The sequence below is a fragment of the Pararhodonellum marinum genome (assembly GCF_015354735.1).
Taxonomy (GTDB): Bacteria; Bacteroidota; Bacteroidia; order Cytophagales; family Cyclobacteriaceae; genus Pararhodonellum; species Pararhodonellum marinum.
In genome coordinates this window covers 212,058-236,489 of record NZ_JACEFJ010000009.1, presented here as the reverse complement: position 1 = coordinate 236,489, position 24,432 = coordinate 212,058, and the positions used below count along the sequence as shown (strand labels likewise).

General features: G+C 41.5%; 18 protein-coding genes. 10 read left to right on the top strand and 8 right to left on the bottom strand.

The features are described from left to right. From H1A14_RS16675 to H1A14_RS16660, 4 genes are all read left to right on the top strand, one after another. The coding region (locus H1A14_RS16675) for a hypothetical protein (protein WP_194777415.1) at positions 1-187 on the top strand (187 nt) is incomplete at its 5' end. A 2-nt stretch (positions 188-189) separates the two neighbouring features. Next, positions 190-720, top strand: coding sequence for a hypothetical protein (locus H1A14_RS16670; RefSeq protein ID WP_194777414.1), 531 nt, complete (start codon positions 190-192; stop codon positions 718-720). A 497-nt stretch (positions 721-1,217) separates the two neighbouring features. Next, positions 1,218-1,766, top strand: a complete 549-nt coding sequence (locus tag H1A14_RS16665; RefSeq protein WP_194777413.1) for a hypothetical protein — start codon at positions 1,218-1,220, stop codon at positions 1,764-1,766. Positions 1,767-1,911: 145 nt separating this feature from the next. Beyond that, complete coding sequence (locus H1A14_RS16660; RefSeq protein WP_194777412.1) at positions 1,912-2,319, top strand: hypothetical protein; 408 nt, start codon at positions 1,912-1,914, stop codon at positions 2,317-2,319. A gap of 400 nt (positions 2,320-2,719) precedes the next feature. On the opposite strand, the gene acnA is transcribed toward H1A14_RS16660, so the two are convergent. Next, positions 2,720-5,494 (bottom strand): aconitate hydratase AcnA, encoded by a 2,775-nt coding sequence (gene acnA, locus H1A14_RS16655; RefSeq protein WP_194777411.1) that lies wholly within the window; start codon positions 5,492-5,494, stop codon positions 2,720-2,722. A gap of 162 nt (positions 5,495-5,656) precedes the next feature. Between acnA and H1A14_RS16650 the strand changes: the two genes are divergently transcribed. Next, positions 5,657-6,703, top strand: coding sequence for an endonuclease/exonuclease/phosphatase family protein (locus H1A14_RS16650; protein ID WP_194777410.1), 1,047 nt, complete (start codon positions 5,657-5,659; stop codon positions 6,701-6,703). 1 nt (position 6,704) lies between these two features. Here H1A14_RS16650 and H1A14_RS16645 read toward each other — a convergent pair whose 3' ends face one another. Genes H1A14_RS16645 through H1A14_RS16630 form a run of 4 tightly spaced genes read right to left on the bottom strand, consistent with a single transcriptional unit; the run spans position 6,705 to position 9,661 of the window. Continuing rightward, positions 6,705-7,688, bottom strand: coding sequence for an MlaD family protein (locus H1A14_RS16645; protein WP_194777409.1), 984 nt, complete (start codon positions 7,686-7,688; stop codon positions 6,705-6,707). Then, positions 7,685-8,446 carry an ABC transporter ATP-binding protein gene (locus tag H1A14_RS16640; protein WP_194777408.1) on the bottom strand — a complete coding sequence of 254 codons (762 nt, stop codon included), beginning with the start codon at positions 8,444-8,446 and terminating at the stop codon, positions 7,685-7,687. Before H1A14_RS16640 ends, H1A14_RS16645 begins: the two co-directional genes overlap by 4 nt. After that, positions 8,439-9,236, bottom strand: coding sequence for an MlaE family ABC transporter permease (locus tag H1A14_RS16635; protein WP_194777407.1), 798 nt, complete (start codon positions 9,234-9,236; stop codon positions 8,439-8,441). The genes H1A14_RS16640 and H1A14_RS16635 overlap by 8 nt, the downstream gene beginning before the upstream one ends. A gap of 47 nt (positions 9,237-9,283) precedes the next feature. Next, on the bottom strand, positions 9,284-9,661 hold the full coding sequence (locus tag H1A14_RS16630) for a response regulator (RefSeq protein ID WP_194777406.1): 378 nt from the start codon (positions 9,659-9,661) through the stop codon (positions 9,284-9,286). 341 nt (positions 9,662-10,002) lie between these two features. Here H1A14_RS16630 and H1A14_RS16625 point away from each other — a divergent pair, with 341 nt between their 5' ends. The 4 genes from H1A14_RS16625 (at position 10,003) to H1A14_RS16610 (ending at position 15,629) form a co-directional block, all read left to right on the top strand. Further along, positions 10,003-11,379 (top strand): TIGR00341 family protein, encoded by a 1,377-nt coding sequence (locus H1A14_RS16625; RefSeq protein WP_194777405.1) that lies wholly within the window; start codon positions 10,003-10,005, stop codon positions 11,377-11,379. 10 nt (positions 11,380-11,389) lie between these two features. Then, complete coding sequence (locus H1A14_RS16620) at positions 11,390-11,842, top strand: YciI family protein (protein ID WP_194777404.1); 453 nt, start codon at positions 11,390-11,392, stop codon at positions 11,840-11,842. A gap of 112 nt (positions 11,843-11,954) precedes the next feature. Beyond that, on the top strand, positions 11,955-14,093 hold the full coding sequence (locus H1A14_RS16615) for a glycoside hydrolase family 97 protein (RefSeq protein ID WP_194777403.1): 2,139 nt from the start codon (positions 11,955-11,957) through the stop codon (positions 14,091-14,093). Between the two features lie 33 nt (positions 14,094-14,126). Then, on the top strand, positions 14,127-15,629 hold the full coding sequence (locus H1A14_RS16610; protein ID WP_194777402.1) for a glycoside hydrolase family 32 protein: 1,503 nt from the start codon (positions 14,127-14,129) through the stop codon (positions 15,627-15,629). 3 nt (positions 15,630-15,632) lie between these two features. Here the strand turns inward: H1A14_RS16610 and H1A14_RS16605 are convergent, their stop codons facing one another. From H1A14_RS16605 to H1A14_RS16595, 3 genes are all read right to left on the bottom strand, one after another. Continuing rightward, positions 15,633-18,494: a PD-(D/E)XK nuclease family protein gene (locus H1A14_RS16605; protein ID WP_194777401.1), complete on the bottom strand. Its 2,862-nt coding sequence runs from the start codon at positions 18,492-18,494 to the stop codon at positions 15,633-15,635. Positions 18,495-18,599: 105 nt separating this feature from the next. Next, positions 18,600-19,232, bottom strand: a complete 633-nt coding sequence (locus H1A14_RS16600; RefSeq protein WP_194777400.1) for an ATP-binding protein — start codon at positions 19,230-19,232, stop codon at positions 18,600-18,602. A gap of 61 nt (positions 19,233-19,293) precedes the next feature. Beyond that, a complete protein-coding gene (locus tag H1A14_RS16595) occupies positions 19,294-22,521 on the bottom strand; it encodes a UvrD-helicase domain-containing protein (RefSeq protein WP_194777399.1) in 3,228 nt (1,075 codons plus the stop codon). A gap of 178 nt (positions 22,522-22,699) precedes the next feature. On the opposite strand from H1A14_RS16595, the gene H1A14_RS16590 reads away from it, so the two are divergent. Further along, positions 22,700-24,418: a S8 family serine peptidase gene (locus tag H1A14_RS16590; RefSeq protein ID WP_228527823.1), complete on the top strand. Its 1,719-nt coding sequence runs from the start codon at positions 22,700-22,702 to the stop codon at positions 24,416-24,418. Positions 24,419-24,432: the final 14 nt, after the last annotated feature.

Genomic DNA, 24,432 nt, shown 5'->3' with positions numbered 1-24,432 from the left:
TTATACACAAGATTTTTTTGAACCGGGAGCTCAAATTAAATATGGTAATAAGTTTGTTAGGAAAATGGAGGAGTTAATCAGGAAAAAATTAAATCATAATGGAGCAATGGTGAATTTTGGTTTAATTACAATTTCAGAGGAAAATGCTAAAGAACCTGTTTATAAGGGGATATTTGGATGTGATTAGAAATGATAAATGAAATTTTAAAAAAGTATTATCCTTTGGGTGAAAGTGAACTTACAGAAAATTTAATTTATCACTTTCAACGTAAAAGATTATATATATGTAAACTACAATCTAATTATCTTGAAAAAGATTTTATGAGATTTATTGAAGTTTTACAAATGAGATATAAAGGTAATATATTTAATGAATCGATATTAAATCCAGATGATCCTTCAATTAGATTATTTATTAATCTAAATGGAAAAAATAATATTTCTATTCAAATAGTTATTAGTTTATTGGCTGATTACGCCACGTTTATTATAAGTCTAGTAAAAGAAGATTCTTCAAATTTGGTACGATTTTTTAATGATGATGATTTTTTAAATAAAGACTTTAAATTCATTCATGACACTTTTGTTAAATTTTTCAATTTTCAAATTCTTTCTGATATTCAATTAAACGCAAGATTTAGATATAAGTCCAATTTTTTCGACTTTTTTGAACCATCATTATATGAATTGCTTTTTGGAAGAAGATATTCACCATTATAAAAAACAAATGAAAAGTATTGAAGCAAAAATAAGTATAACCATTTCAATGTTATTCATTGGAATTTTTATCTTCTATTTAAACCCAATTTTGGACATTACTTTTTCTTTCAATCCATATAATAGTGTATACCTAGTATTCAGTATTAAAAATATATTTTTTTTGTTAGCATTTTTTCTTTCGATTTTTCTAACGATTAGGTTGGTTGCAAAGAAGCATTAAAATCTCTTTCATACCTAATACAAAATTGCCCTGTAAGGTGAATTTAATCATAAAATTAGACATCTTCCAACTGCACCGGCTGCCACTGATTGGAATGGGACCAATTACAATTAATGCAATTACTGATACCCTGAACCACAAGTATTAGCTTATCCAAAAAATTTAAAATTTGAAGGATAAAATTGCATTGAGAATATTGTGTAAAAAGATGTTGACAAATATAAATAGAAAACTCAAAAAGTATGCAGAAGAATATAACATCTAAAAGGATTAAAGCATGCGACTGATAATATTATTTCTCCTCTTTTCAATAGTCATAAATGGTTGCAAGGTTGAAGAGCCTGACCCGTTTGAAGTCATTAATGAATCTTTTTACAAATACTTAACAGAAAATAAAGAAGTACTTCTTTTTGTAGAAGATGATGAAATCAGTTTTAGATTTCTAGATAACCAATGTGTGGTTTGGGATATTTTAAACATTTATAAGGGAAAGATTTCTGACGATATAGAATTGCTTTCTGAGGAAGAGGTTCAAGAGAGTATTTGCAAACAACTAGAGTCAAACCTAAAGATTGATTCCAAAAGACTATCCGGAAAATTGAAATTGATCGATAATGACTATTTGGAAAAGCAAGGCTATGGTGGAGCCTTTACGACATATCATGTAGTTTCGAATCCAGCATTTTTTTTGAATGGAAAATACGCCATAATATATAAAGCAGTCCATTGCGGCATGGAATGTGGAGATGGTAACATTGAAGTCTATGAAGCTAAGGATGACGGGTCATGGAGTTTGGTTTTCAGCCATTTGCTTTGGATTTCGTAGGCATTAGTAGATTTTTAAAGAAGCTGTTTTAGAGAAGATAAGTTATTTAAGGATATGGCTTGGTGTGGCTTGACTCAAACTGAGGTTATTCTAAATGGGAAAAGCCAGAATGACACACTTGGAATTAAGCATTCTTTATAACATCATGAAAAACATCAAATTGACGATAAAAATTTTTGTACCGATCCTAATCATTACTTCCTTAGTCGCATTTAGGGTTTTATTTTATCAACAGAATTCAGGACAAGAAATATTAGGTAAGTATTCTAGTACGGAAGATGCTAATTGGGTCTGGGAATTTAGATCAGATGGAAAATTATACGACTATTATGAAGAGAAGCTTAAGGATGTGTATTTTTTTTCGATTGAAACTACCAGTCCTCAATGTGGAGTTAAAGTCGATGTAGGTCCTTTATTTAAATATTTATCCTTAAAAAACGTAAAAGGCGATAAAGAGGAAAATTGTTACGAGATATATTCTTTGGACAATGAGTCTCTTCAAATTATGTACTTTAATAGCAGCGGGTTTATGTCTTTTAAAAAAAGTAAGTAAAAAAACTCAAAACCAATCGAAACCTAGTAGGGGAAGTCAAAATACTGATTAATAGAGAATGATTATCCTCTTCTTTGACAGAAAATGTAAAATGTTAAAATGATTTCGTCCTGAGAATCGGGACCGACCACCGGGATCCTCATTATCTTAAACCTCAGACACCGAGCCTGCCTTATTCAGATAGGCTCGGTGAGGTGTAGAGCAAGGTAATTTGGCTATTGGCAGAATTCCCTATATTCACCTTTTTTTCTGAGATTTAAAAAATTCACATGTAAATACGATCAACATGGAAAAGGTTAGAATTTAGCAAGGACAATATCCAAATATCAATTTAATTTCCATAAATATCGACTTTAAGCGGAATCCATTATTGGTACATAAAAGATCCCGTCCCGTCAGTTTATTTTTTCAAAAAATCCCTTAGCACATAATGCAAAATACCGCCGTTTTTGTAATAAGCGATCTCGATGGCGGAATCCAGGCGGCTGATGACCTCAAAGGTTTTTGTTTCTCCTTTTTCGCCGATTGCTTCCACCTGAAGTACTTTCAGCGGGCTTAGTCCATTGGCTATTCCCTTGATGTGGAAGGTCTCTCTACCTGTCAGTCCTAAAGTCACAGCTGTCTGTCCCGCCTTGTATTGCAGCGGCATCACACCCATACCGACCAGATTGCTGCGGTGAATGCGCTCATAGCTTTCGGCCAAAACAGCTTTGATTCCAAGGAGGCTAGTCCCTTTGGCGGCCCAGTCCCGGGAAGATCCGCTGCCATACTCTTTTCCGGCAAGTACGATCAATGGGGTTTTGGCATCCTGGTATTTCCGGGAAGCATCGAATACGCTCATTTCCTGACCTGAAGGAATATGGGTGGTATATCCTCCTTCCCGTTCTGCCAACTGATTTTTAATCCGCACATTGGCAAAAGTACCTCTGACCATCACCTCGTCATTCCCCCTTCTGGAACCATAAGAATTGAAATCCTTGCGCTCCACTCCTCTTCCAACCAGGTATTGCCCGGCAGGACTGTGCTCGGCAAAGGCTCCGGCGGGACTGATGTGGTCAGTGGTGATGCTGTCTCCTAATTTCAACAGCACATGAGCCCCGTTGATATCCATTGGTTCGGCAACGGTTTCTGAGATTCCCTGAAAGAATGGAGCCTCTTTGATATAGGTGGAGTTATCGTCCCATTGATAGACCTTATCCTTCGGAGCCTCAAGGCTTTTCCACTGTTCATTGCCTTCAAAGATTTCACCATAGCTTTTGGCATAATCATTCGGAGACAATACCCTGCCCATTACCTCAAAAATCTCATCATTGCTTGGCCAGACGTCTTTCAGGTAAACAGGTTCCAGGTTGGGATCGTAGCCCAGTGGCTCATTAATGAGGTCCACATCCACCCTGCCCGCCAAAGCAAAAGCCACAACCAGCATGGGTGACATCAAATAATTCATCTTGACCTGAGGGTGCACCCTTGCTTCAAAGTTCCGGTTACCGGAAAGCACGGAGGCCACCACCATGTCGTTTTCCTCCACTGCTTGGGCAATGTGTCGGGGCAATGGGCCGGAATTTCCAATACAAGAGGTACAGCCATAGCCTACCACATGGAACTTTAAAGCTTCCAAATCATCCAACAAACCAGATTTTTCCAAATAGTCTGTAACTACCTTAGAACCCGGTGCCAATGAGGTCTTGACCCATGGCTTGACATCAAGTCCTCTTTCTCTTGCTTTTTTCGCCACCAATCCAGCCCCGATCATGACACTGGGATTTGAAGTATTGGTACAGGAGGTGATGGCTGCTATGACGATGGAGCCATCGTAAAGGGCAAACTTTTCATTGTTGAGCTTGACCACGACCGACTTTAAACCGTTTTTTACCTTGGTTTCATATTCCACATCCGAAGGGGCATCACCGGCTTTTTCAGAAGTCTGACTACCTCCTTCTGAAAACCAGCGGCCTTTTTCACGGTCATCTATGGGGATATATTCCCTTCCATGAAACTCTTGGAGCAATTCACCGAATTTACTTTTAAAATTCCTCAACAGGATTTTATCCTGAGGCCGCTTAGGTCCTGAAACAGTGGGCTCTACGGTGCTCAGATCAAGTTCCACCACTGAGCTGTATTCGATTTTATCCTCATTCTCCCGCCAGAGCATATTGGCTTTGGTGTATTGTTCAACGAGCTTTATTTGTTCTTTCGAACGGTTGGTTTTTGCCAAATAATCAAGCGTGCGGTCATCTATTGGGAAATAGGTGACGGTACAGCCGAATTCAGGAGACATGTTGGATATGGTCGCACGGTCCGGTACGCTAAGGTGATCGAGGCCGCTACCGAATACCTCTACGAATTTACCCACTACCCCATGCCTTCTCAACAATTCGGTGATGGTCAATACCATATCCGTGGCGGTAGTACCCAAGGGCAGTTTGCCGGTCAGCTTTAATCCCACCACATCCGGCATGATAAAATAGATCGGTTGTCCAAGAATGGCCGCTTCTGCTTCTATGCCTCCCACGCCCCATGCGATTACCCCTACGCCATTGACCATGGGGGTATGGGAATCGGTGCCCACCAGGGTATCAGGAAATGCCTGCCCATCTCTGGAGATCACACCTTGAGAAAGGTATTCCAGATTGACCTGATGACAGATGCCCATCCCGGGAGGGACTACGGAAAAATTATCAAAGGATTTCTGGGCCCATTTCAGAAACTGATAACGTTCACCATTGCGCTCATATTCCACATCCACGTTCTTTTTGTAGCTGTAGTTAGTACCAAAATAATCCACCTGTACTGAATGGTCAATGACCAGGTCTACCGGAATCAGTGGGTTGATTTTTTGGGCATCTTTGCCTTTCCGAACAGCCTCTGCCCTCAGGGAAGCGATATCCACCACGGCCGGCACACCGGTGAAATCCTGCATCAATACCCGGGCTGGCTTGAAAGGAATGTCTTTATCCGAAGCTTCTGGGGTCCAGTTGAGGATGGTGTCCACGTTTTCCTTGGTGATGGCAAAGTCGTCAAAGTTCCGGAGGGCATTTTCCAGCAAAATCCGAATCGAAAAAGGAAGCTTGTCAATGGCATGGCCTTGCTCTTTCAACGCAGTCATACTCCAATAAGTCAAATCACCTTGGTCGGTGGTCAGTGTTTTTTTGATATTGTAAGGATCTAGTGGCATAGCTTTGGTTAATTTTTAGGAGTTATTAAAAAGGTGTATTATTTATCAACCTCATTTGGTCATGAATAATTTCTCAATTTACTTTTTTTTAAGCTGAATATAAATTCATGTATACGATTAACCGCTAAATATTTATCTTTATCAACTAACCATGTCCAGAAAATGAAAATAACCTTGTTTTTCTTCAGCTTTCTTTTGGTGCTTGCGGGCGCTATACCATTGGTAAAAAAGGATTACTGGACTTTCAGGGTTTTCGACTATCCTCGCATGCAAAAGCTGGTTTTGAGCGTGTTTTTATTGTTGATGTGGGTGACATTCTTTTATAAAAGGTGGGAAACATTGGATTACATCGCTATGGGGGCCTTATTGATTCTGACAGGGTATTTGTGTTATCAGATTTTCCCGTTTTCGCCATTTAGTCAAAAAATGGTTCAAGAATCAAAAGGAAGCACTAACGCCGTTTTACATATTCTCGTGGCCAATGTCTACCAACCCAATGATGCCTTTGACAAAACCATCAACCTGATCCAAAAAGAGCAACCTGATTTGTTTGTCTTGGTCGAAACTGATCAAAAATGGGCTGACGCCATATCCGTTCTGAAGCATGACTATCCCCATCACATGGAAAAACCTCTAGACAATACTTATGGGATGTTGCTCTATTCAAAATTGCCTTTGCTCAAACAGGAAATCAATTATTTGATTGATGAGGAAATTCCTTCCTTTGAGGTGGATGTGCCATTGGAAGATGGACAAAAAGTACGCATCTATGCCATACACCCCACACCACCTGTTCCAGGCGAAAGTTTGGAGAGCACTGAAAGAGATGCAGAGATATTGATGGTGGGCCAAAAAGCCAAGGAATACGACAAGCCCTGTGTGGTAGTAGGTGACCTGAATGATGTAGGTTGGTCCTACACCAGTGAATTGTTTTTGAAAACGAGTGGATTGTTGGATCCAAGGAGGGGAAGAGGGATGTATAGTACATTCCATGCCAAATATCCCCTACTTCGATGGCCCTTGGACCACATTTTTGTGAGCAAACATTTTACTTTGGAATCCCTGAAAGTACACGGCCCAGTAAATTCAGACCACTTCCCGATCAGTGCCAAGCTGTGTTTAAATCCTACCAATGACAATGCACCCAAAACTGCTACATTGGACGAAAAAACAGAAGCCAAACAAAAGGTAAAAAACGGAAAAGTTTGAGTTAATTGTTTTCAGCTTCTTTTGCCTCCTGCTTTGCTTTTCTTTTGAAACCTCTCCTAAATGGCCAAGTGTATTCCAGCGCTTCCAAGCCACGGTTCAGGTTTGCAGCAGAGCTGTCTGCGTTGATCATGGTACTTTTTAAGGTTTCAGCAAATTCCTTGTCATTAAGTAAAAGGCCGATTGTATTGTCCTCATCATTCATCCTTTCGGTGAGGACAGTTAGGTTTTCAGTCATGGTCTTGGCATTATCTGCTGTGGACTGAAGGTCTGCAATAGAAGCTTTCATGCTTTGAAAAACTACTGTATCATTGGATAGGTCATGGAACAGCGTACCCTCTTTGTTGAGATTGGTGGTCATGCTGTTGATTTCATTGAGCAGGCGGTTGCTATTGACCGAAGCCCGCTCCAGATTAACCAGTATGGCACGGAAATTATCAGCCAACGTCGAATCAGTCATCACTGCTCCTACGATACCTTCTCCTCCGGCAATTTTTCCGGTCAGGACTTTAAGGTCACTGGTAATGGAAACCAGGTTTTCGTTATTGACCTGTAGCGTCTCCATCATCTGATCGGTATCAAGGGGCATCACTGCTTCCAGCCGGTCCCCGTTTTCAACGGGTCTGCTTTGAGAGGTGCCGCCATAAATCACGATGATCTTGTTGCCAATCAATCCATCCGAACTGATGGTCGCTTTGGAATCTTTCCGGATATAATCCCGGGAGGCAGTTTCCACATTCATTTCTATTTCTACCTGAGATTCCCCGTAGAAATGGATTTTCCTGACTGTACCAATTTTGACCCCGGAAAACCAAACGTTGTTTCCGGTTTGCAATCCTGCAACATCATCAAAAACCGCGTTTAGTCTAATGCTTTTCACAAACTTTTTCTGTTGGCCACCCAATGTCAGGATCCCTGCCACCAAGATGCCAATGCCGATCAAAACAAATATGCCGACCATTACGGCACTCTTATTTTCTTTTTTCATTTCCGAATGAAATTATAGTCATAAAATGATTTAACGCGTTCGTCTTCAGCGAGCTCAAAAACTTCTTCAAAGCTTCCTACCGCATCAAACTTTCCCTCCAATAGCAAGGCCATTCTGTCCCCGGTACTTTTCGCACAAGTCAGGTCATGGGTGATGACGATGGATGAGGTGTTGAATTCTTCCTTTACCTGATTGATGAGGTTATTGATGTCCCCACAGGTAATAGGGTCCAAGCCTGCTGTAGGCTCATCATACAGCATGATCTGAGGTTCCAGAATAAGGGTTCTCGCTATCCCAATCCGCTTTTTCTGCCCACCTGAAAGTTCAGAGGGCATTTGGTTGATCGTCTGAGGAAGACCCACAGAATCCAATAAACCTTCGATTCGCTTTGTAATTTCCCCTTTTGTAAGATTTTTGACATTCCTAACCAAGGGGAATTCCATATTTTCCCTTACAGTCATGCTGTCATACAAGGCACTGTTTTGAAATGAAAAACCAATTTCAAGTCTTAATTTATTCAATTCTCTGTAATTGAGCTTGATGATCTCATTTCCCAGCACTTTTAAAGATCCTGCATCTTGCTGCAGCAATCCAGCCAATATTTTGATCAAAACAGACTTTCCTGAGCCTGATTTACCCAAGACCACCAGATTTTCCCCTTTGTAGAGATCAAGATCCACACCCATCAGGACGTCCAAATCACCAAATGATTTGTACAATCCCCTTATTTCTACAACTTTTTCTTTTGTATCAAGCATTCCTGATGGCATTTACGATTTGTAAACTCAATAACTCCTCGATAAAAATCAAGAACATGGACATCACCACCGAAGCATTGGCTGCCTTTCCTACCCCTTCGGTACCTTTGGTGGAATTATACCCCTTATAACAGCCCACTATACCGATGGTAAAACCAAAGACCAAGGACTTCAGGATGGATGAAAAGACATCAAGAAACGAAATTGCTTCAAATACTTGCACAAAGAAAGTGGGCATGCTGACCAATTCATTTTGATTCACATTGATGAAAGAACCCATAAGGGCCAAGAAATCTGTATACATCACCAAAATGGGCAACATAAAGGTAGTCGCCAATACACGGGTCACCACCAGAAATTTAAAAGGGTTGGTAGCAGAGACTTCCATGGCATCGATCTGCTCAGTTACTTTCATAGAACCAATTTCCGCTCCTATACTGGAACCCACCTTTCCGGCTGCAATCAAGGCAGTTACCAAGGGGCCCATCGCCCTGACCACCGCAATGGATATCAAGGCTGGCAACCAGGATGCGGCCCCAAACTCTGAAAGGGAAGGGCGGGATTGGTTGGTAAAAACTATCCCCACAATAAATCCTGTCAAAGAGATCAAAGGAAGAGATTTATAACCAATCTCGTAACACTGCCTTATGACCTCTCTGAATTCATATGGAGGTACAAAAACTTCTTTGAAGAACCTGGCAACGAAAGCATAAGCATTGGCCAAACCCATAAAAAATTTATCCACTTTGGGTGTGATTACTGATTTTTTCTGATTTGAAACCTGAGCCATGTAAAGGAAATATGTATTTTTTGATTTAAATTTATAAAGCTTTTACCTCAAACCAAACCCAACATTTGATCAATGTCTGATTTTTGAATGGGTTTCAGCAAAAAACCGGTGATCAAGGGATAATCTTTACTTTTTTCTAAGTCTTTAGGGTCTATAGAGGAGGTCAACACTTTTACCTCCATTTCAATTCCTTTTTCCTGCATCTTCTCTACAAATTCCCAGCCTTTCATTTGCGGCATATTTACATCCAAAAGCAAAATGTCAGCCTCATGATCTTCTAGCCAACCAAGTGCGAGTAGGGGATTGTCAAAAAAAACCAGTTCTAATTCAGGGTCTATTCGGCCAATCACTTTACGGTTAATCATGTGTTGGACTTTGTCATCATCTACTAAAAGGATTTTATTTACTTTTCTGGCCTCACTCATAAAAATAAAATAGGTGTAAGTTTGATCAAAATTAATTAAAATAGTTGGAACTGCTTAAGAATAACGTAAGAGGTTTTATTTAGGTCAGCCTAAATAGTTTAGGTCAACCATATTTAGGTATGCCTAATTCTCTTTTAAATCACTATTTATCAATAACTTGACCAATTCTTTCTAATTGAATTTTTAGGGATCCAATTTTCTTGTAATTCAAAATTTCCCCAAAAATATTTTATTTAATATATGAATAATTACGCACAATCTGAAACACATGCTTTGCTATTTGTGCATTCCTTTCCTGATATAAAGTAATTTTTGTTAAACTTGTACCTTGCATAATTACCATGGAAAAAGCTAAGAAATCCGTCCGCTTGAGGAATAGAATCTTCCAGTTTCTCTTGTTTTTCAAGGAGAGGTTTGATCTTCATGAAGGAAAAGAAGATGAGTTGGAAACCATCGATTACATCAAAAAAAATGTTGAGTTTAAAGGTGCCAATCTTTGGATCCTGATCTTCGCCATATTTGTGGCATCAGTGGGTCTCAATGTCAATTCCACTGCAGTAATCATAGGCGCTATGTTAATTTCTCCTCTGATGGGTCCTATCATGGGGATCGGTATGGCTGCCGGCATCAATGATTTTGAGTTGCTTAAAACTTCCCTGAAAAACCTAGGGATCGCAGTCCTTATCAGTATATTGACCAGTACCATTTATTTTTCGTTTACTCCACTGAATGATGCCCAATCAGAGCTCCTTGCCAGAACAGAACCCAGTATCTGGGATGTGCTGATTGCCCTTTTTGGAGGATTGGCAGGTATCGTTGCCGGCTCCAGAAAAGAAAAGAGCAATGCCATCCCCGGTGTGGCCATCGCTACTGCCTTGATGCCGCCTTTGTGTACCGCCGGCTATGGTTTGGCCACCGGCAACCTTTATTATTTCTTCGGGGCTTTTTACCTGTTTTTTATCAACTCGGTATTCATCAGCCTTTCCACCTACCTAATAGTTCGCTTCATGAATTACCCCAAAAAGGAATTTATGGATCGGAAAAGAGAAAAAACGGTCCGGAATTATATTACTATCTTTACTTTATTGACCATCATTCCCAGTGTTTATTTGGCCTACAACATTGTAACGCGCACTTTTTGGGAAAAAAGTGCCAACGAGTTCCTAAAAACTGAAATGGACTTCCCCAGGACTCAGGTGATTGCCAGCAACTTGAATTATGATGCAGACAGCAGCGGCATAGAGGTTTCCCTGATCGGTGAACGGATCGATGAGGAGCAGATTGCCATCTTACAGCGGAAATTAGATGCCTTTAAGCTCAAAAAGACGCATTTAAAAATCAAGCAAAGCGGGGATACCGGAACTGATATGAATGTCCTGCGCTCCGATATCCTCAAAGATCTTTATGAAAGAAATGAGGTCCTTATCCAAAATAAAGACAGAAGGATCGCCTTACTGGAAAGGGAAATTGCTGAATACGATCAAACCAGTAGACAGGTAATGAATATCGCCAGAGAAGCCAAGATAAACCATAAAAACCTTGAGTCATTCTCGATCAACCGCACCATTGTGGCACAGCTCTCCGATCAAAAACAGGACACCCTGCTGATGGCTTATGCTAAGTTTAAAGTTCGGCCCAATAGGGAAGAAACACAACGCCTTACCCAATGGCTGAAATTACGTACCAATTCAGATTCTGTAGCAGTAATCATCAATTAACCCCCAAACCATGAAAGCCTTCCTCCTACTTCTCCTAACCATGATTGTGTCCTTTGCTACAATAGCTCAGGATAACCAATACGATCCTGAGCTCGCCAAAAAACTTGAGGCTGATGAATACGGCATGCGGAAATTTGTGGTCGCTTTCCTGTACAGAGGCCCCAAGGTAGCTGACTACAGCCCTGAAGAAAGATTGGAGTACCAACAAGGCCATATGGCCAATATCCAAAGGCTTGCAGAAATGGGCAAACTTGTCCTTGCAGGACCTTTTTTTGGAAATGAGGACCTGAGAGGTCTTTTCCTGTTTGATGTGCCAAGCCTGGAAGAAGCCGAAGCATTGACTGAAACAGATCCCTCAATCCAAGCTGGCATTCTAAGGATGGAGCTCAAAGAATGGTATGGATCAGCCGCCTTAATGATGTTGCCGGAGTGGCATAAAAAGATTCAGAAGACAGATTTTTAGTCAAAACCAATCAATGAATACCCAACAATTCCAAGGCCACTTTCAAAAGGTGGCCTGTTTTCTTTCATTTTGTGTTAAATTGCTTTTTCTATTTCAACTACACGATTCTCCCATGAAAAAAGCCCTATTCCTATTTCTGTTCCTGCCAGTCTGGAATTTTGCCATTCATTCCCAGACCCTTGACTCTCCCAATGGGGAACTCAGCCTGAATTTTGAAGTCAAACAAGGTAAACCCTACTACGAACTCCAATACAAAAACAAAGCGGTCATCCTGCCCAGTGGGCTAGGCCTGGAACTCAAATCCGGTTCATCGTTATTGGAGGGTTTTTCCATATCGGAAGTGGATTATAATCAAGTTGACGAAACCTGGGAACCGGTATGGGGAGAGGAAAAAGAAATCCGGAACCAATATAAAGAAATGCTGGTCACGCTGGAGCAAAAAGAGGAGGATCGAACCTTGAAGATCAGGTTCAGAATTTTTGACGACGGATTGGGTTTCCGCTATGAATTCCCTTCCCAACCCAACCTTGCCCATTTTGTACTGAAGGAAGAAAGAACCCAATTTGCAATGGCAGGTGACCATACCGCATTCTGGATTCCCGGAGATTACAAGACACAGGAATACGATTTTGTGGAATCCAAGCTATCTGAAATCCGTGGATTGATGGAAAAAGCCGTTACTGAAAACCTGTCCCAGTTTTCCTTTTCCAATACAGGGGTACAGACATCTTTGATGATGAAATCAGAAGATGGACTTTATATCAACCTACATGAAGCTGCTTTGGTGAATTATGCCGCCATGCACCTCAACCTGGATGATGAAAACTTCGTGTTTGAATCCTGGCTTACTCCGGATGCCATGGGGGACAAAGGTTATTTGCAGTCTCCGGGACATACTCCATGGAGGACCATCATTGTCAGCGATGATGCCAGAGACATCTTGGCATCCAGGATCACCCTTAACCTCAATGAACCCAATAAAATCGAAGACACCTCATGGATCCGGCCCATCAAGTATGTTGGCGTTTGGTGGGAAATGATCACCGGCAAGAGCTCCTGGGCTTACACAGATGAACTTCCTGCAGTGGATCTGGACCATACAGACTACACTAAAGTAAACCCAAATGGACGGCATGGTGCCAATACAGACAATGTCAAACGTTACATTGACTTCGCATCGGAACATGGTTTTGACGGGGTTTTGGTGGAAGGCTGGAACATAGGCTGGGAAGACTGGTTTGGCAATTCCAAAGACTATGTATTTGACTTTGTCACCCCCTACCCTGATTTTGACCTGGAAGGGATCAGGGATTATGCCAAAAGCAAGGGTGTGGAAATGATCATGCACCATGAAACCTCCGCTTCGGTCAGGAACTATGAGCGGCATATGTACAAAGCTTATCAGTTTATGAAAGACAATGGATACCACTCGGTCAAAAGCGGCTATGTGGGTGATATACTGCCAAGGGGAGAAAACCATTACAGCCAATGGATCGTCAACCACTTCCAGTATGCCATCGAAAAGGCAGCAGAGTATCAAATCATGGTCAATGCCCACGAAGCCGTAAGGCCTACCGGCATCAGCCGTACCTACCCCAACCTAATTGCCAATGAATCCGCAAGAGGCACGGAGTATCAAGCCTTCGGGGGCAACAAACCCAACCACGTCACAGTTTTGCCCTTTAACCGCCTGATCGGAGGCCCCATGGACTACACGCCCGGGATTTTTGAAATGGACATCAGCAAGCTGAACCCGGACAACAATTCCTGGGTCAACAGTACCCTGGCCAATCAATTGGCTTTGTATGTGACCATGTACAGCCCCTTGCAAATGGCTGCTGATCTTCCTGAACATTATGAAAAATTCATGGATGCCTTCCAGTTTATCAAGGATGTGGCCGTGGACTGGGAAAAAAGTGTATACCTGGAAGCTGAACCCGGTCAGTTCCTGACCATCGCACGCAAAGAAAAAGATGGTCCCAACTGGTTCATTGGCAATGTAAATGGCGTAAATCCCCGAACTTCTGAAATCTCTTTTGAATTTTTGGACCCTAACAAAAATTATGTGGCCTCCATTTATTCGGATGCCAAGGATGCCCACTTCAAGGACAATCCTCAAGCCTATGAAATCAGGAAGGCAGTGGTTACCTCCAAGTCCAAACTCAAACAACTCAGTGCTCCGGGAGGCGGCTTTGCCATCAGCATCATGGAGGGGACCAAGGAAAATTTGAAAGGCCTGAAAAAACTTTAATGCATATTCAACCACACCTTTGACATCCTGAAAATGAAAAAAGCTACTATTCTGTTTCTTCCCGTTTTACTGCTCTTGATTTTTGCCTGTAGCGAAACACAACCGGTGGATCCTGTAAGCTCACCGCTTTATGGGGAGAAGTTCCGCCCACAATTTCACTTTAGCCCGCCTGCCAACTGGATGAATGACCCAAATGGGATGGTGTATTTAGATGGGGAATATCATTTGTTTTACCAATACTACCCCGACAGTACCGTTTGGGGTCCTATGCATTGGGGCCATGCGGTATCGAGAGACCTTGTCCATTGGGAAAATTTACCCATTGCCCTTTATCCGGATAAGAACGGCTGGATATTTTCGGGTTCGGCGGTGATAGATCACCGCAATTCAAGTGGTTTGGGTTCAGATACAAATCCTGCCATGATCGCCATATTTACCTATCATGACCCTGTTGGCGAAAAAGAAGGAAGGAATGATTTCCAGACACAAGGCATTGCCTACAGTCTGGACAAAGGAAGGTCTTGGACTGTATACGAAGAAAACCCTGTATTGGACAACCCTGGCATCAAGGATTTTCGGGATCCAAAAGTGATGTGGTATGATGATGGAAACGGAAATGGAAAATGGATCATGTCTCTAGCGGTTCTGGACAAGATTGACTTTTATTCTTCCCAAAATCTTTTGGACTGGACCTTTGAAAGTGATTTCAATCCGGATTGGGCTGCTTACGGAGGAGTATGGGAATGTCCTGATCTTTTTCCTTTGACAGCGGAAGACGGCACTGAAAAGTGGATCCTGTTTGTCAGTATCGAACCCGGAGGACCACAGGGTGGTTCTGCCACGCAGTATTTTGTCGGAAATTTCGATGGTAAAACCTTCACTTCTGAAAGCACCGAAACCTTATGGCTTGATTACGGTGCAGACAACTACGCCGGCGTCACATGGGCAAATGTCCCCGAATCCGATGGCAGAAGACTTTTTATCGGCTGGATGAGCAATTGGCAATATGCACAGATCGTCCCAACTGATCCCTGGCGTTCGGCCATGACCCTTCCAAGAACACTAGATCTGGTTAAAGTTGATGACGGTTATCTGGTCGCATCTCGGCCTATCCGGGAAATTGAAGAGTTACGAATGGAATCAAATACACTTTCGGAATCCTCGAAGGAATTTCAAAATGAGTTGATCGAGGCCATTCTATATCCAGATCAACAAAATTTCAAAATCCGTATTTCCAATGACAATGGCGAAACTGTCAGTATTGAAAAATCAGGGGAAGAATTGACATTTGACAGAAGGCAATCGGGCAGGATCGATTTCAGTCCTGAATTCCCTGCTGATCATCATGCACCATTAAATGGGATTGAGGTTGAAAGTGTAAGAATATTTATAGACCGGTCTTCTATCGAAATATTTGTCAATGAAGGTGAACTGGTCATGACGGAATTGGTTTTTCCAAATTCCCCATTCACCAAAATAAGTTTAGAAGGTTTCGGTGAAAGCAATACGCTGCATTACCTGAAAAGTATTTGGTAACCCTCACCTTCCACAAATTTCTTTGTAAGCACAATACTTACATTTATCCCAATTCTCAGTCTGGGTGAAGGGTATTTCAGGGTCAAACATATCCTCCAATAAAACTTTCAATCCATTTTCATACAAAAGGGCATATGCTCTGTAGTCTTCAATTTCAACAGCTTTTCCTTTTAGTTCTCTTTGTTGGAGATAGGGATTAAAATCCTCTTGAAATATTTCTTTGAAATTAAACAGTGCCGGTTTAAGCGGTTTGTGGTTTTCTGGATGTGTGGATTGATACAACAATCCATAATACATGGTCTGCATGGCTGCTTTATTCCTCTTTTTGTCTTCACGATCAAAAAGTGATTCGATGTTGGTAAAAATTTTTTTATCACCGCCGGATTTGTAATCAATCAGCCTGATGGTACCCTGCTGTTCGTCTACTCTATCAATATATCCTTCCAAACCGACTTTAATGGTTTCTTCCCCAGCCTTAATTTGCAATTTCGACTGATAGGCTTTTTCCATGGATAGGATTTGAAAGGGGGCCGCTTCCTCATCTATTTCCAATAACCTTCGGATATATTTCTGAAGCACATCCCTGACGATGGCCATTTGACCGCTGAGCTTGGTATCGGCATTTTCATCCAAATGATAAAATTTCCTCACTCCTTTTTCTATGGCCGGAAAAACCCAGCTTTTCTTTAAATCATGAAAATCGCCCTTTTCCAAAAATGAACGTCTTTTTCTTTCCTGAAATCCCTGATAAAGAAACTCCATGCTGTAATGGGCTAGGTTACCGAATACAGAGGCATCTATTTCCTCCTTTACTTCCTCTTTTTCTTTGATCCCAGCCAGGTACCTGAGGTAAAATTTAAATCGACAATCCAGAAAAACACTTAGTGCGGAAGGTGAAAACTTAGCCCTGGATTGACCATCCGGACCTACCACATACTTTTGAAGCAATTGGAGTACTTCTTCATCTTTTTTAATGACAATCGAATCAGTCCCTTTGAGGTCCACAGGCACATAGACGACTTCCTCTTTTATTTTTAATCCCATTTCAACATCCATTTGCTGGATGTATCTGCTTTTTTCGCCGGCTTTCCCTTGGTCAGCAGCAGTGGTATAAATCATATGTACTTCTTCTGCACTTTGAAATAGGCGATAGAAGGTATAGGCATATATGGCATCATTCTGTTCCTGTACAGGCAAGCCAAAAGCCCTACGGATGTTGTATGGAATCAAGGAATTGAGGTTACCAGCAGGAGGAAAACTGCTTTCGTTCATGTTACAGATGATGACTCGACGAAAATCCAGATTTCTGGATTCCAATACCCCCATGATCTGCAATCCCTGCAAAGGTTCCCCTTCAAAGGGCAATTTCACTTCTCTAAAAACCTGACGAAACAAACGGATAAAAAATTCCCTGTCTAGGGTGAGCCCCTCCTGTTTTTCGAAATTTTCCCTTAGCCTGTTCAATTGCTTGAAGCATTGATAAAGGTATGATCGCTGCAGAGGTTCATCCCCCAATCGTTGGGCCAATTCCTCCATCAAAGTAGAGAGATAAGGAAACAGCTGTTCGCTACTCAGCGGCTGGAAAATCAATTCAAAAAAAGCTCCGCCCTCATGCAACTTTTTTTGTGGGATGTAGATTTGATTTTGTTCTTTCATCTCCTTCATGAGATCCGCTACAAAAGTTGGATTGACCGATTGGAGGTAGATGGATGAAAGCAGGTTTTTAAGGGGCTGATGGTAAAAAACCGGCCATCCATCCTCCCCCGGTTTAATGTACCGTTGCATTTCCAGCACTGCCTCCAAAAAGGCATAAACAGGCGTATTTTTGACTGGGTAGCCCATGGTGACATTGACCTTATCAAGATTATCAGGCAAGGTGTGTAATACCGGAAACAGCAACTGTTCATCCGGCAAAATGATGACCGTCTGCTCCCAGTTCTCCTCTGAAGGAATTTTTTCTAATAAAGACCCCACTAAATTGGCCTGATTGGTTTTAAGGGGAGTGGCATAGGTATGGATGGATACATTCCGGGTTGCGATTTGATCGGGGATTTCTTTGGGAAAAGTGGGTCCAAAAATAGGGTCTCTTTGGTATTCCCTAAAAAACAAACCTGCCTCCTGATTCCTGTCTTCCAAATAATAGGCGTCTATATCCCAATAAATGCTGGCATTGAATTCCGAAATGAAATACTTGATCAGTTTTTCTTCAGCTGTGGTAAAAGCATTGAAGCCTATGAATGCATATTGCTTTTCGGGTGGGGCAATCTCATCCAACTTCTCGGCGACATTCCTGTACAACATCCCCGAGTAGGCCATCCCGGAAACATTCAGAGAAGCTTTGAAAGCATCATACAAAGGATAAAGCACCTGCCAGAATTTGAGGAATTTGTCCTGATGTCCCCTTCCCTGATTTTTGAATGAATCCCAAAACTGCCGGATTAGAGCGATTTGTTGCTCGGTTAAAAAACTTAAGTCGGATTCGATTTCTTTGATTTCATACAGATACAGATAGAGTTTTTTTGCCTCAGCCATGAACTGATCCACATCGTTAAAATCCTTTAGGATCATTTCCCCCCAGAAATAAAAGCGATCAAAAGTTTCGGATTCGGGAAGAAGGGTTTGAAAGACTTTATACAGCTCAAATATCAAGCTGAGCTCATCGTTGGGTCTTTGTCCGGCGTATTGGTAAAAAATATCCTCAATGGTTTTGATTTCAGGCATCCAAGTAGGCTTATCAATCAAAGTCCCCAAGTGCTTGGTGAAAAAAAGCCCTGCCCGCCTGTTTGGAAGGACCACAACCAGGTTTTGTAATTCCGGATAGGTTTTGATGATTTCCTGGGCGGTATTTCTTAAAAAACTGTGCATTTCCTCAAATTTTCTCAATAAACAAAACAAAGCTTTTTATGGCAGGTAAAAAAGTGATTGACAGAGGATGTCTGAATAAAATTTTTATTATTGGGATAATTCTAGTTAATACAGAAAACCAAAAAGCCAAAGAGGGATTTTTGAACTTTGACCGGATTTGATATCATCTGCTGCTATATATGATGAAGGAATGCCTTTGATTTGTTGCGCTGTTTTTCCGGCACCTCCAATTTCAAATAAATATTGATCATCCAACAAAAAATCCCCGTATTTGGGAAAGGTGACTTCATGTTTGACTTTAGTTTGGGAAAAGAAAAATGTTTCTCTCAAATTACCTTTGTCAGGAAGCCCGCTTGACATAGCAAAACTTAAATTCGGATTATTTAGATATATTTTTTCAGGTTTTTGTAAAAAACTAACCCCTTTGTTATCCTGTTTCAATAAATTTAATACCTCGGCTTTTTCCAACAAATCCAAAATTTTTAGAATCTGATTGCTGGAGGCTCCCAATTTCTCAGATAACTTGCTGATATTCGGAATAAAAGGTACAGATTGGCTGATGATATACAATAGCTTGTGCATATTCCGAACAGTCAATAAGGTGGTTTTACCAGTTCCCCTTGGCCCCAGAATCAGGATTAATTTCAAGTTCCAGTCTATTTCATCAACAAGAAACCGATTGAAGGTCGCTTTTTGGTCTTTGACTTTTCTTTTTGAAATCTCTATTAATCGATCCATATTGTTTTTTATAAACAGCATTTTTACTATTTGCCTATTATAAACAACAGTACTGAAAAGCTTATACCACCTCTACAACTCTCCCATCTTCCAAATAGCACAAATAACCTTTCGTATTCTTTTGACTCAAGGATGCCACCAAGTCCATATATTCCCTGACCTGTAATTGGTGCCCTTTGAATGCAGCCCCGGTCTTGAAATCTACAACAATTGCTTCATGGTCTTTGAGAATGATTCTGTCCGGCCGCTTTTGGGAGCCATCGGGTAGTAGAATGCCCTGCTCGGCCATCAGCTGCCCCTCCCCTTCAAACCACGCTGCAAAGACCGGGTTGGCAAACAGTTGGTCCAATTGCTTGCTCACTTCAATTTTCTCCGCTTCATCCAATCTTCCTTCAAAATAAAAAGCATCTAAATTCATGCTGATATCAGTTTGGGTTCGGGATTTTTCCAAGAGCTCATGCACCAACAAACCAAAATCCCGCTTTTGCCTCTGATCCAATCCTTCTTTGGAAAAGTCAACAGCATATTGTTTGACCTCAAGCAACTCGGTCCAGTTCTGATAGGTCCAGCGAAGTGGTGGAGTTTCATAAGCTGCTACTGGCATTTTCCCTACTTTTGGCCAATCCCCAAAGTCGAATGTTTTCGATTCTGTATCATAATATTCTGAAAGGGAGAGTTCTCCAGGTGCATCCATGGAAGTACTGAGTAACTGTTGCAGGTGAATTTCCAAATAGTTCAAAGAGGTCTCCTTTTTGAATTCCTGTTTGAAGGGGGAAAGGCCCCAAATCACCTCTTCAGCTCTAGTAAAGGCCACATAAATCATGTTCAAACTGTCCAAATAAGCCAAGATGGCCTCTTCTCCATAAGTATCCTTAAAATCCGACTTGGAAAGCCTTGAATTTAAGTTCAAAGGAATGATGACATTCAGCCCTTTTTCCCTATCCTCAAAAGGGGACCAGATTACATTGCTTTTATTGGTGTCAAAAATGGTCCATTTCAGAAAGGGCATCAGAACTGCCTTGAACTGCAAACCTTTGGATTTATGGATGGTAAGGATCCGCATGGCATCGTGCCCTTCGGGGATTTTGACCGTACGTTTGGTTTGATTTTCCTCCCACCAGGTCAAAAAACCAGGCAGGTCAGCCCGGTTGTTCGCCGTAAATTCAAAAACCGCCTCTTTGAAACCGGACAAATAAGCCTTTTCCATACCTGATTCCTGCAGATCAAGTTGGTTTATCAATTCCTCCAAAGCTTCCATCAAAGGCAATTGCAACAACGCTTTTTCTTTTTCCTGAAAGGCTTTAATTTTTTCAATCAAATGGACAGGGGATTGATCCAAGGCAAATAGCTCATGACCTATAGGTTCATTCCGCAACACAGACCGATAATACCACATGGTCTTGAACTGCACCTTGTCTTCAGGATCATTCAGGTATTTAAGCCCCGCAACTAGTGCTTTGACCGAGGCGGATTTTTGAAGGTACATGGATTCATCGGATAGTACATCAAAGCGGTATTCCAAATCAGGATTTTCTGAGCTAAACGCCATCAAAGCATCTGCTATGGCCTCCCCCTCCGATTTTCGTCTCACCAAAAAAGCAATGTCTTTCAAACCATAGCCTTTGTCCTGCAATTCCATCACCATGTGGGGCAATCTATTTATGACCTGTTCATCAAACTTGCCTTCTTCTTCCTCACTTTCCTTCACATCGATAAAATCAAACCTGACTTTGCCTTTGTAATCAGCATTCGCTTTATAGGGAGAAACATGTTGAAATACATCCTGATAGGCTTTTGAAATGATACTTGCATCTTCTACCTGACAAGATTGTTTCACTACATTTTCGAAGGATTGGGGCAACTTCTTGAATAGAGCATTGTTGAAAGCGATGATATTCGGCAAACTCCTATAATTGGTGTCCAGATTTCTTTTGTCAATATACTCGTTGCCTATTTCGCTTTCCACCTGCTCCAAAAGCAATTTCATCTCCCCTCCCCGCCAACGGTAAATGGATTGCTTGACATCGCCTACAAGGAGGTTGGTATGGCCTTGGGAAAGCGAATTTTCCAATAAAGGCTTGAAACTTGCCCACTGAAAGCCTGAGGTATCCTGAAATTCATCAATTAGGTAATTTTTATATTGGTTTCCCACTTTTTCATAGATGAATGGTGCATCATTTTCCCGGGTGATCTCTTTGAGAAATTCATTGGCATCCGAGATAAGCAACATATTTTCCTCATCCTTGACCTGAATGAGTTCCTCCAATAAATTCCTGAATATCCCATAAACAAAGATATTTTTAGACATCGCTTCGAGGGTGTTCCATTTGAAGAGCAAGGGTTCAAATTGACCAAGAATATTACCCAGGCCCTGATGATAGGCAGATGCAATGGCATCAATTTGCTTGCAGCTTTTGGAAAACCAGCCTACTTCAGAATAGGGTAAATTGACCTGTGTTGGACTCAACTCTGCAACAGGTTGTTTTTGATTCCCCAGTTTATCGAATTTAAGCGCAAAAGACCTGGATCCTCCTGAAAAATCCGTCCATTGCAATCCATTGGCTTCCCGGATTCGGTTGGCTTCCTCTTTCAGTTGCAAAGTGATGGACACAAGCTCTTTTTTCTTATCCCTGAGGTAGGATTGAAGCTGATTGAGATTTTCTTTCTCCTTCAAAAACTCCTTGATTTCCAACCCATATTTTTTAAAATTTTCCTGAAAAATTTGACTGCCAAGCATTTTAATGTTTCTTCGGATGTCCCAAGACCTACCGTTTTGGATCTCCTCGGCTGCATAATCCACCAGCCATTTATGCAGAAATTTATCCTCCATCACATTGCCGACCACTCTGTCTACCACTCTGTCCAACACATCATCCTGATCCATTTCCACCTCAAACTTGGCATTGAGGTCCATTTCACGGGCAAAAGCCCTGACCACTTTCTGAAAAAAACTATCTATGGTACTGACTGAAAACCGGCCATAATCATGAAGAATGGCAGTAAGGGAATGGGCAGCACGGACTTTCAGTTGCTCCTCACTGATATCCAAAGCCTTGAGGATTTCAGTATCCATTTTTTCATTGGGTCTGACCTCTGTTTTTAGGCGCTTTAATTCCTTTAGTATCCGCTCCTTCATCTCCTGAGTGGCTTTATTGGTAAATGTCACCGCCAAAATAGATCTGAAACTTTCCGGGGATATCAATGCCAGCTTGAGGTACTCTGTGGTCAAGGTGTATGTCTTACCCGATCCTGCAGAGGATTTGTAAATGATAAAAGGTCTGTTTTTCATGTTCAAAAATCAATTTAGACAAATCAATGTGATTTCAACGGGATTATAAAGGAATTGACAGTAGTTGGCAGGATAATTTCACTTAAAAAAGAAAACCAAAAAGTACTTTGGTACAAAATTAGATTCAGCTACCGGATTCCTTTCAAATAAAACAAGCGTGAATATTTAGTTTTACAAAATGGAAAAGCTATTTTTGAAAGGCCGATTTTTCTATCCCAACGAATTTATATCTATGTATTCCCTTCCAATTCAAATTTCATCTTCACGAAAGTCTGTAATCAGAGCCTTCGCATTAATTTTTATCTTGGGTGTTTCTGCCTGCAGCGCCCTTAAGCCTGTATCTGAACCCTTAAGCATCCCCAACAACTTGCCTTCCAAAAATGCTGAGTTGAGCACACAAGAAGCCCAAAATTGGTGGCACCTGGATTTGATCAAGGATACTATTCCGGGCATGAGTATCAACAGGGCTTATAGCGAGATCATCCGCAAAAAGAAAGGTGATCCCGTCATCGTCGCCGTATTAGATGCCGGTATTGACCTTACCCATGAGGACTTGAAAGGGGTTTTATGGACCAATCCTGGAGAAATTGCAGGAAATGGACAAGATAATGACAACAATGGCTATGTGGATGATGTCCATGGATACAATTTCCTTGGAGATGCATACAATGAGCAATTGGAAATGACCCGGATTTTGAATTTAAAATTAGGTGATGCTGCCCTTCGTAGTCAAGCCAAAGCAAAGTTTGAAACAGAATATGCAGAAGCCACGCAAGGAAAACAGCAATCACAACAATTGATCAATATGGTCGATCAGGCAGATCAGGCGATACAGAAGGTTCTTGGTAAAGAAGTCTATGACGAAGATGACCTGGATAACCTTCAATCGGATGACCCTGCCATCCAACAACATGTAGGGTTTTTGATGCAGATGTTGGGTTTTGCAGAAAGCATAGAGGAACTCAAAGACATTTTTTCCCAAAGCCTGACTTATTTTGACGAAAAAGTCAACTATCACCTCAATCTGGAATTTGATGGCAGAGAAGTCGTGGGTGATGATCCTTATGATTTTGAGGACCGAGGCTATGGCAATGGAAACCCTCAAATTTTGGTACCGGATGAAAGCCATGGAACCCATGTGGCCGGCATCATTGCAGCCGACCGCAAAAATAAACTTGGAATCAAAGGGGTGGCCAACAATGTAGCCATCATGAGTGTCAGGGCCGTTCCCAATGGGGATGAATATGACAAGGACATCGCCTTGGGGATTCGATATGCTGTGGACAATGGAGCCAAAATCATCAATGCCAGTTTTGGAAAGGGATTTTCTCCCAATGCCGAGTGGGTATATGAAGCCTTACAATACGCGGCTTCCAAAGATGTACTGGTAGTTCTTTCCGCAGGCAATGAAGGTATGGACTTGGACTTACCTGAAAATGCAAATTACCCCAACGACCATCAATATAACAATGGAGAAGAATTTGTAGACAATGTCCTCACAGTGGGTGCCATCACTGAGCAATACGGTCCAAATCTCCTTGCCCCTTTTTCGAATTTCGGTGCCAAAAACGTGGATATATTTGCCCCTGGATCTCAAATTTACTCCACCATGCCCGAAAACGAATATGAACTCCAAAGCGGCACGTCCATGGCTGCTCCTGCAGTATCAGGATTGGCCGCATTGATCAGGTCTTATTACCCTGAACTTACTGCAGCTCAAGTCAAAAAAATCATCATGGAATCGGGTTTGCACACCTCCATAAAAGTAACTGTCGGGAATGAGATGGGAGGAGAAAACCGCACTTTGTCGGAAATTTCCAGAAGCGGGAAAATCGCGAATGTTTACAATGCCTTGATCCTGGCTAGAAAAGTGGCCAAAGGAGAGGTTGACCTCTGAAGTTTCAAATGAGG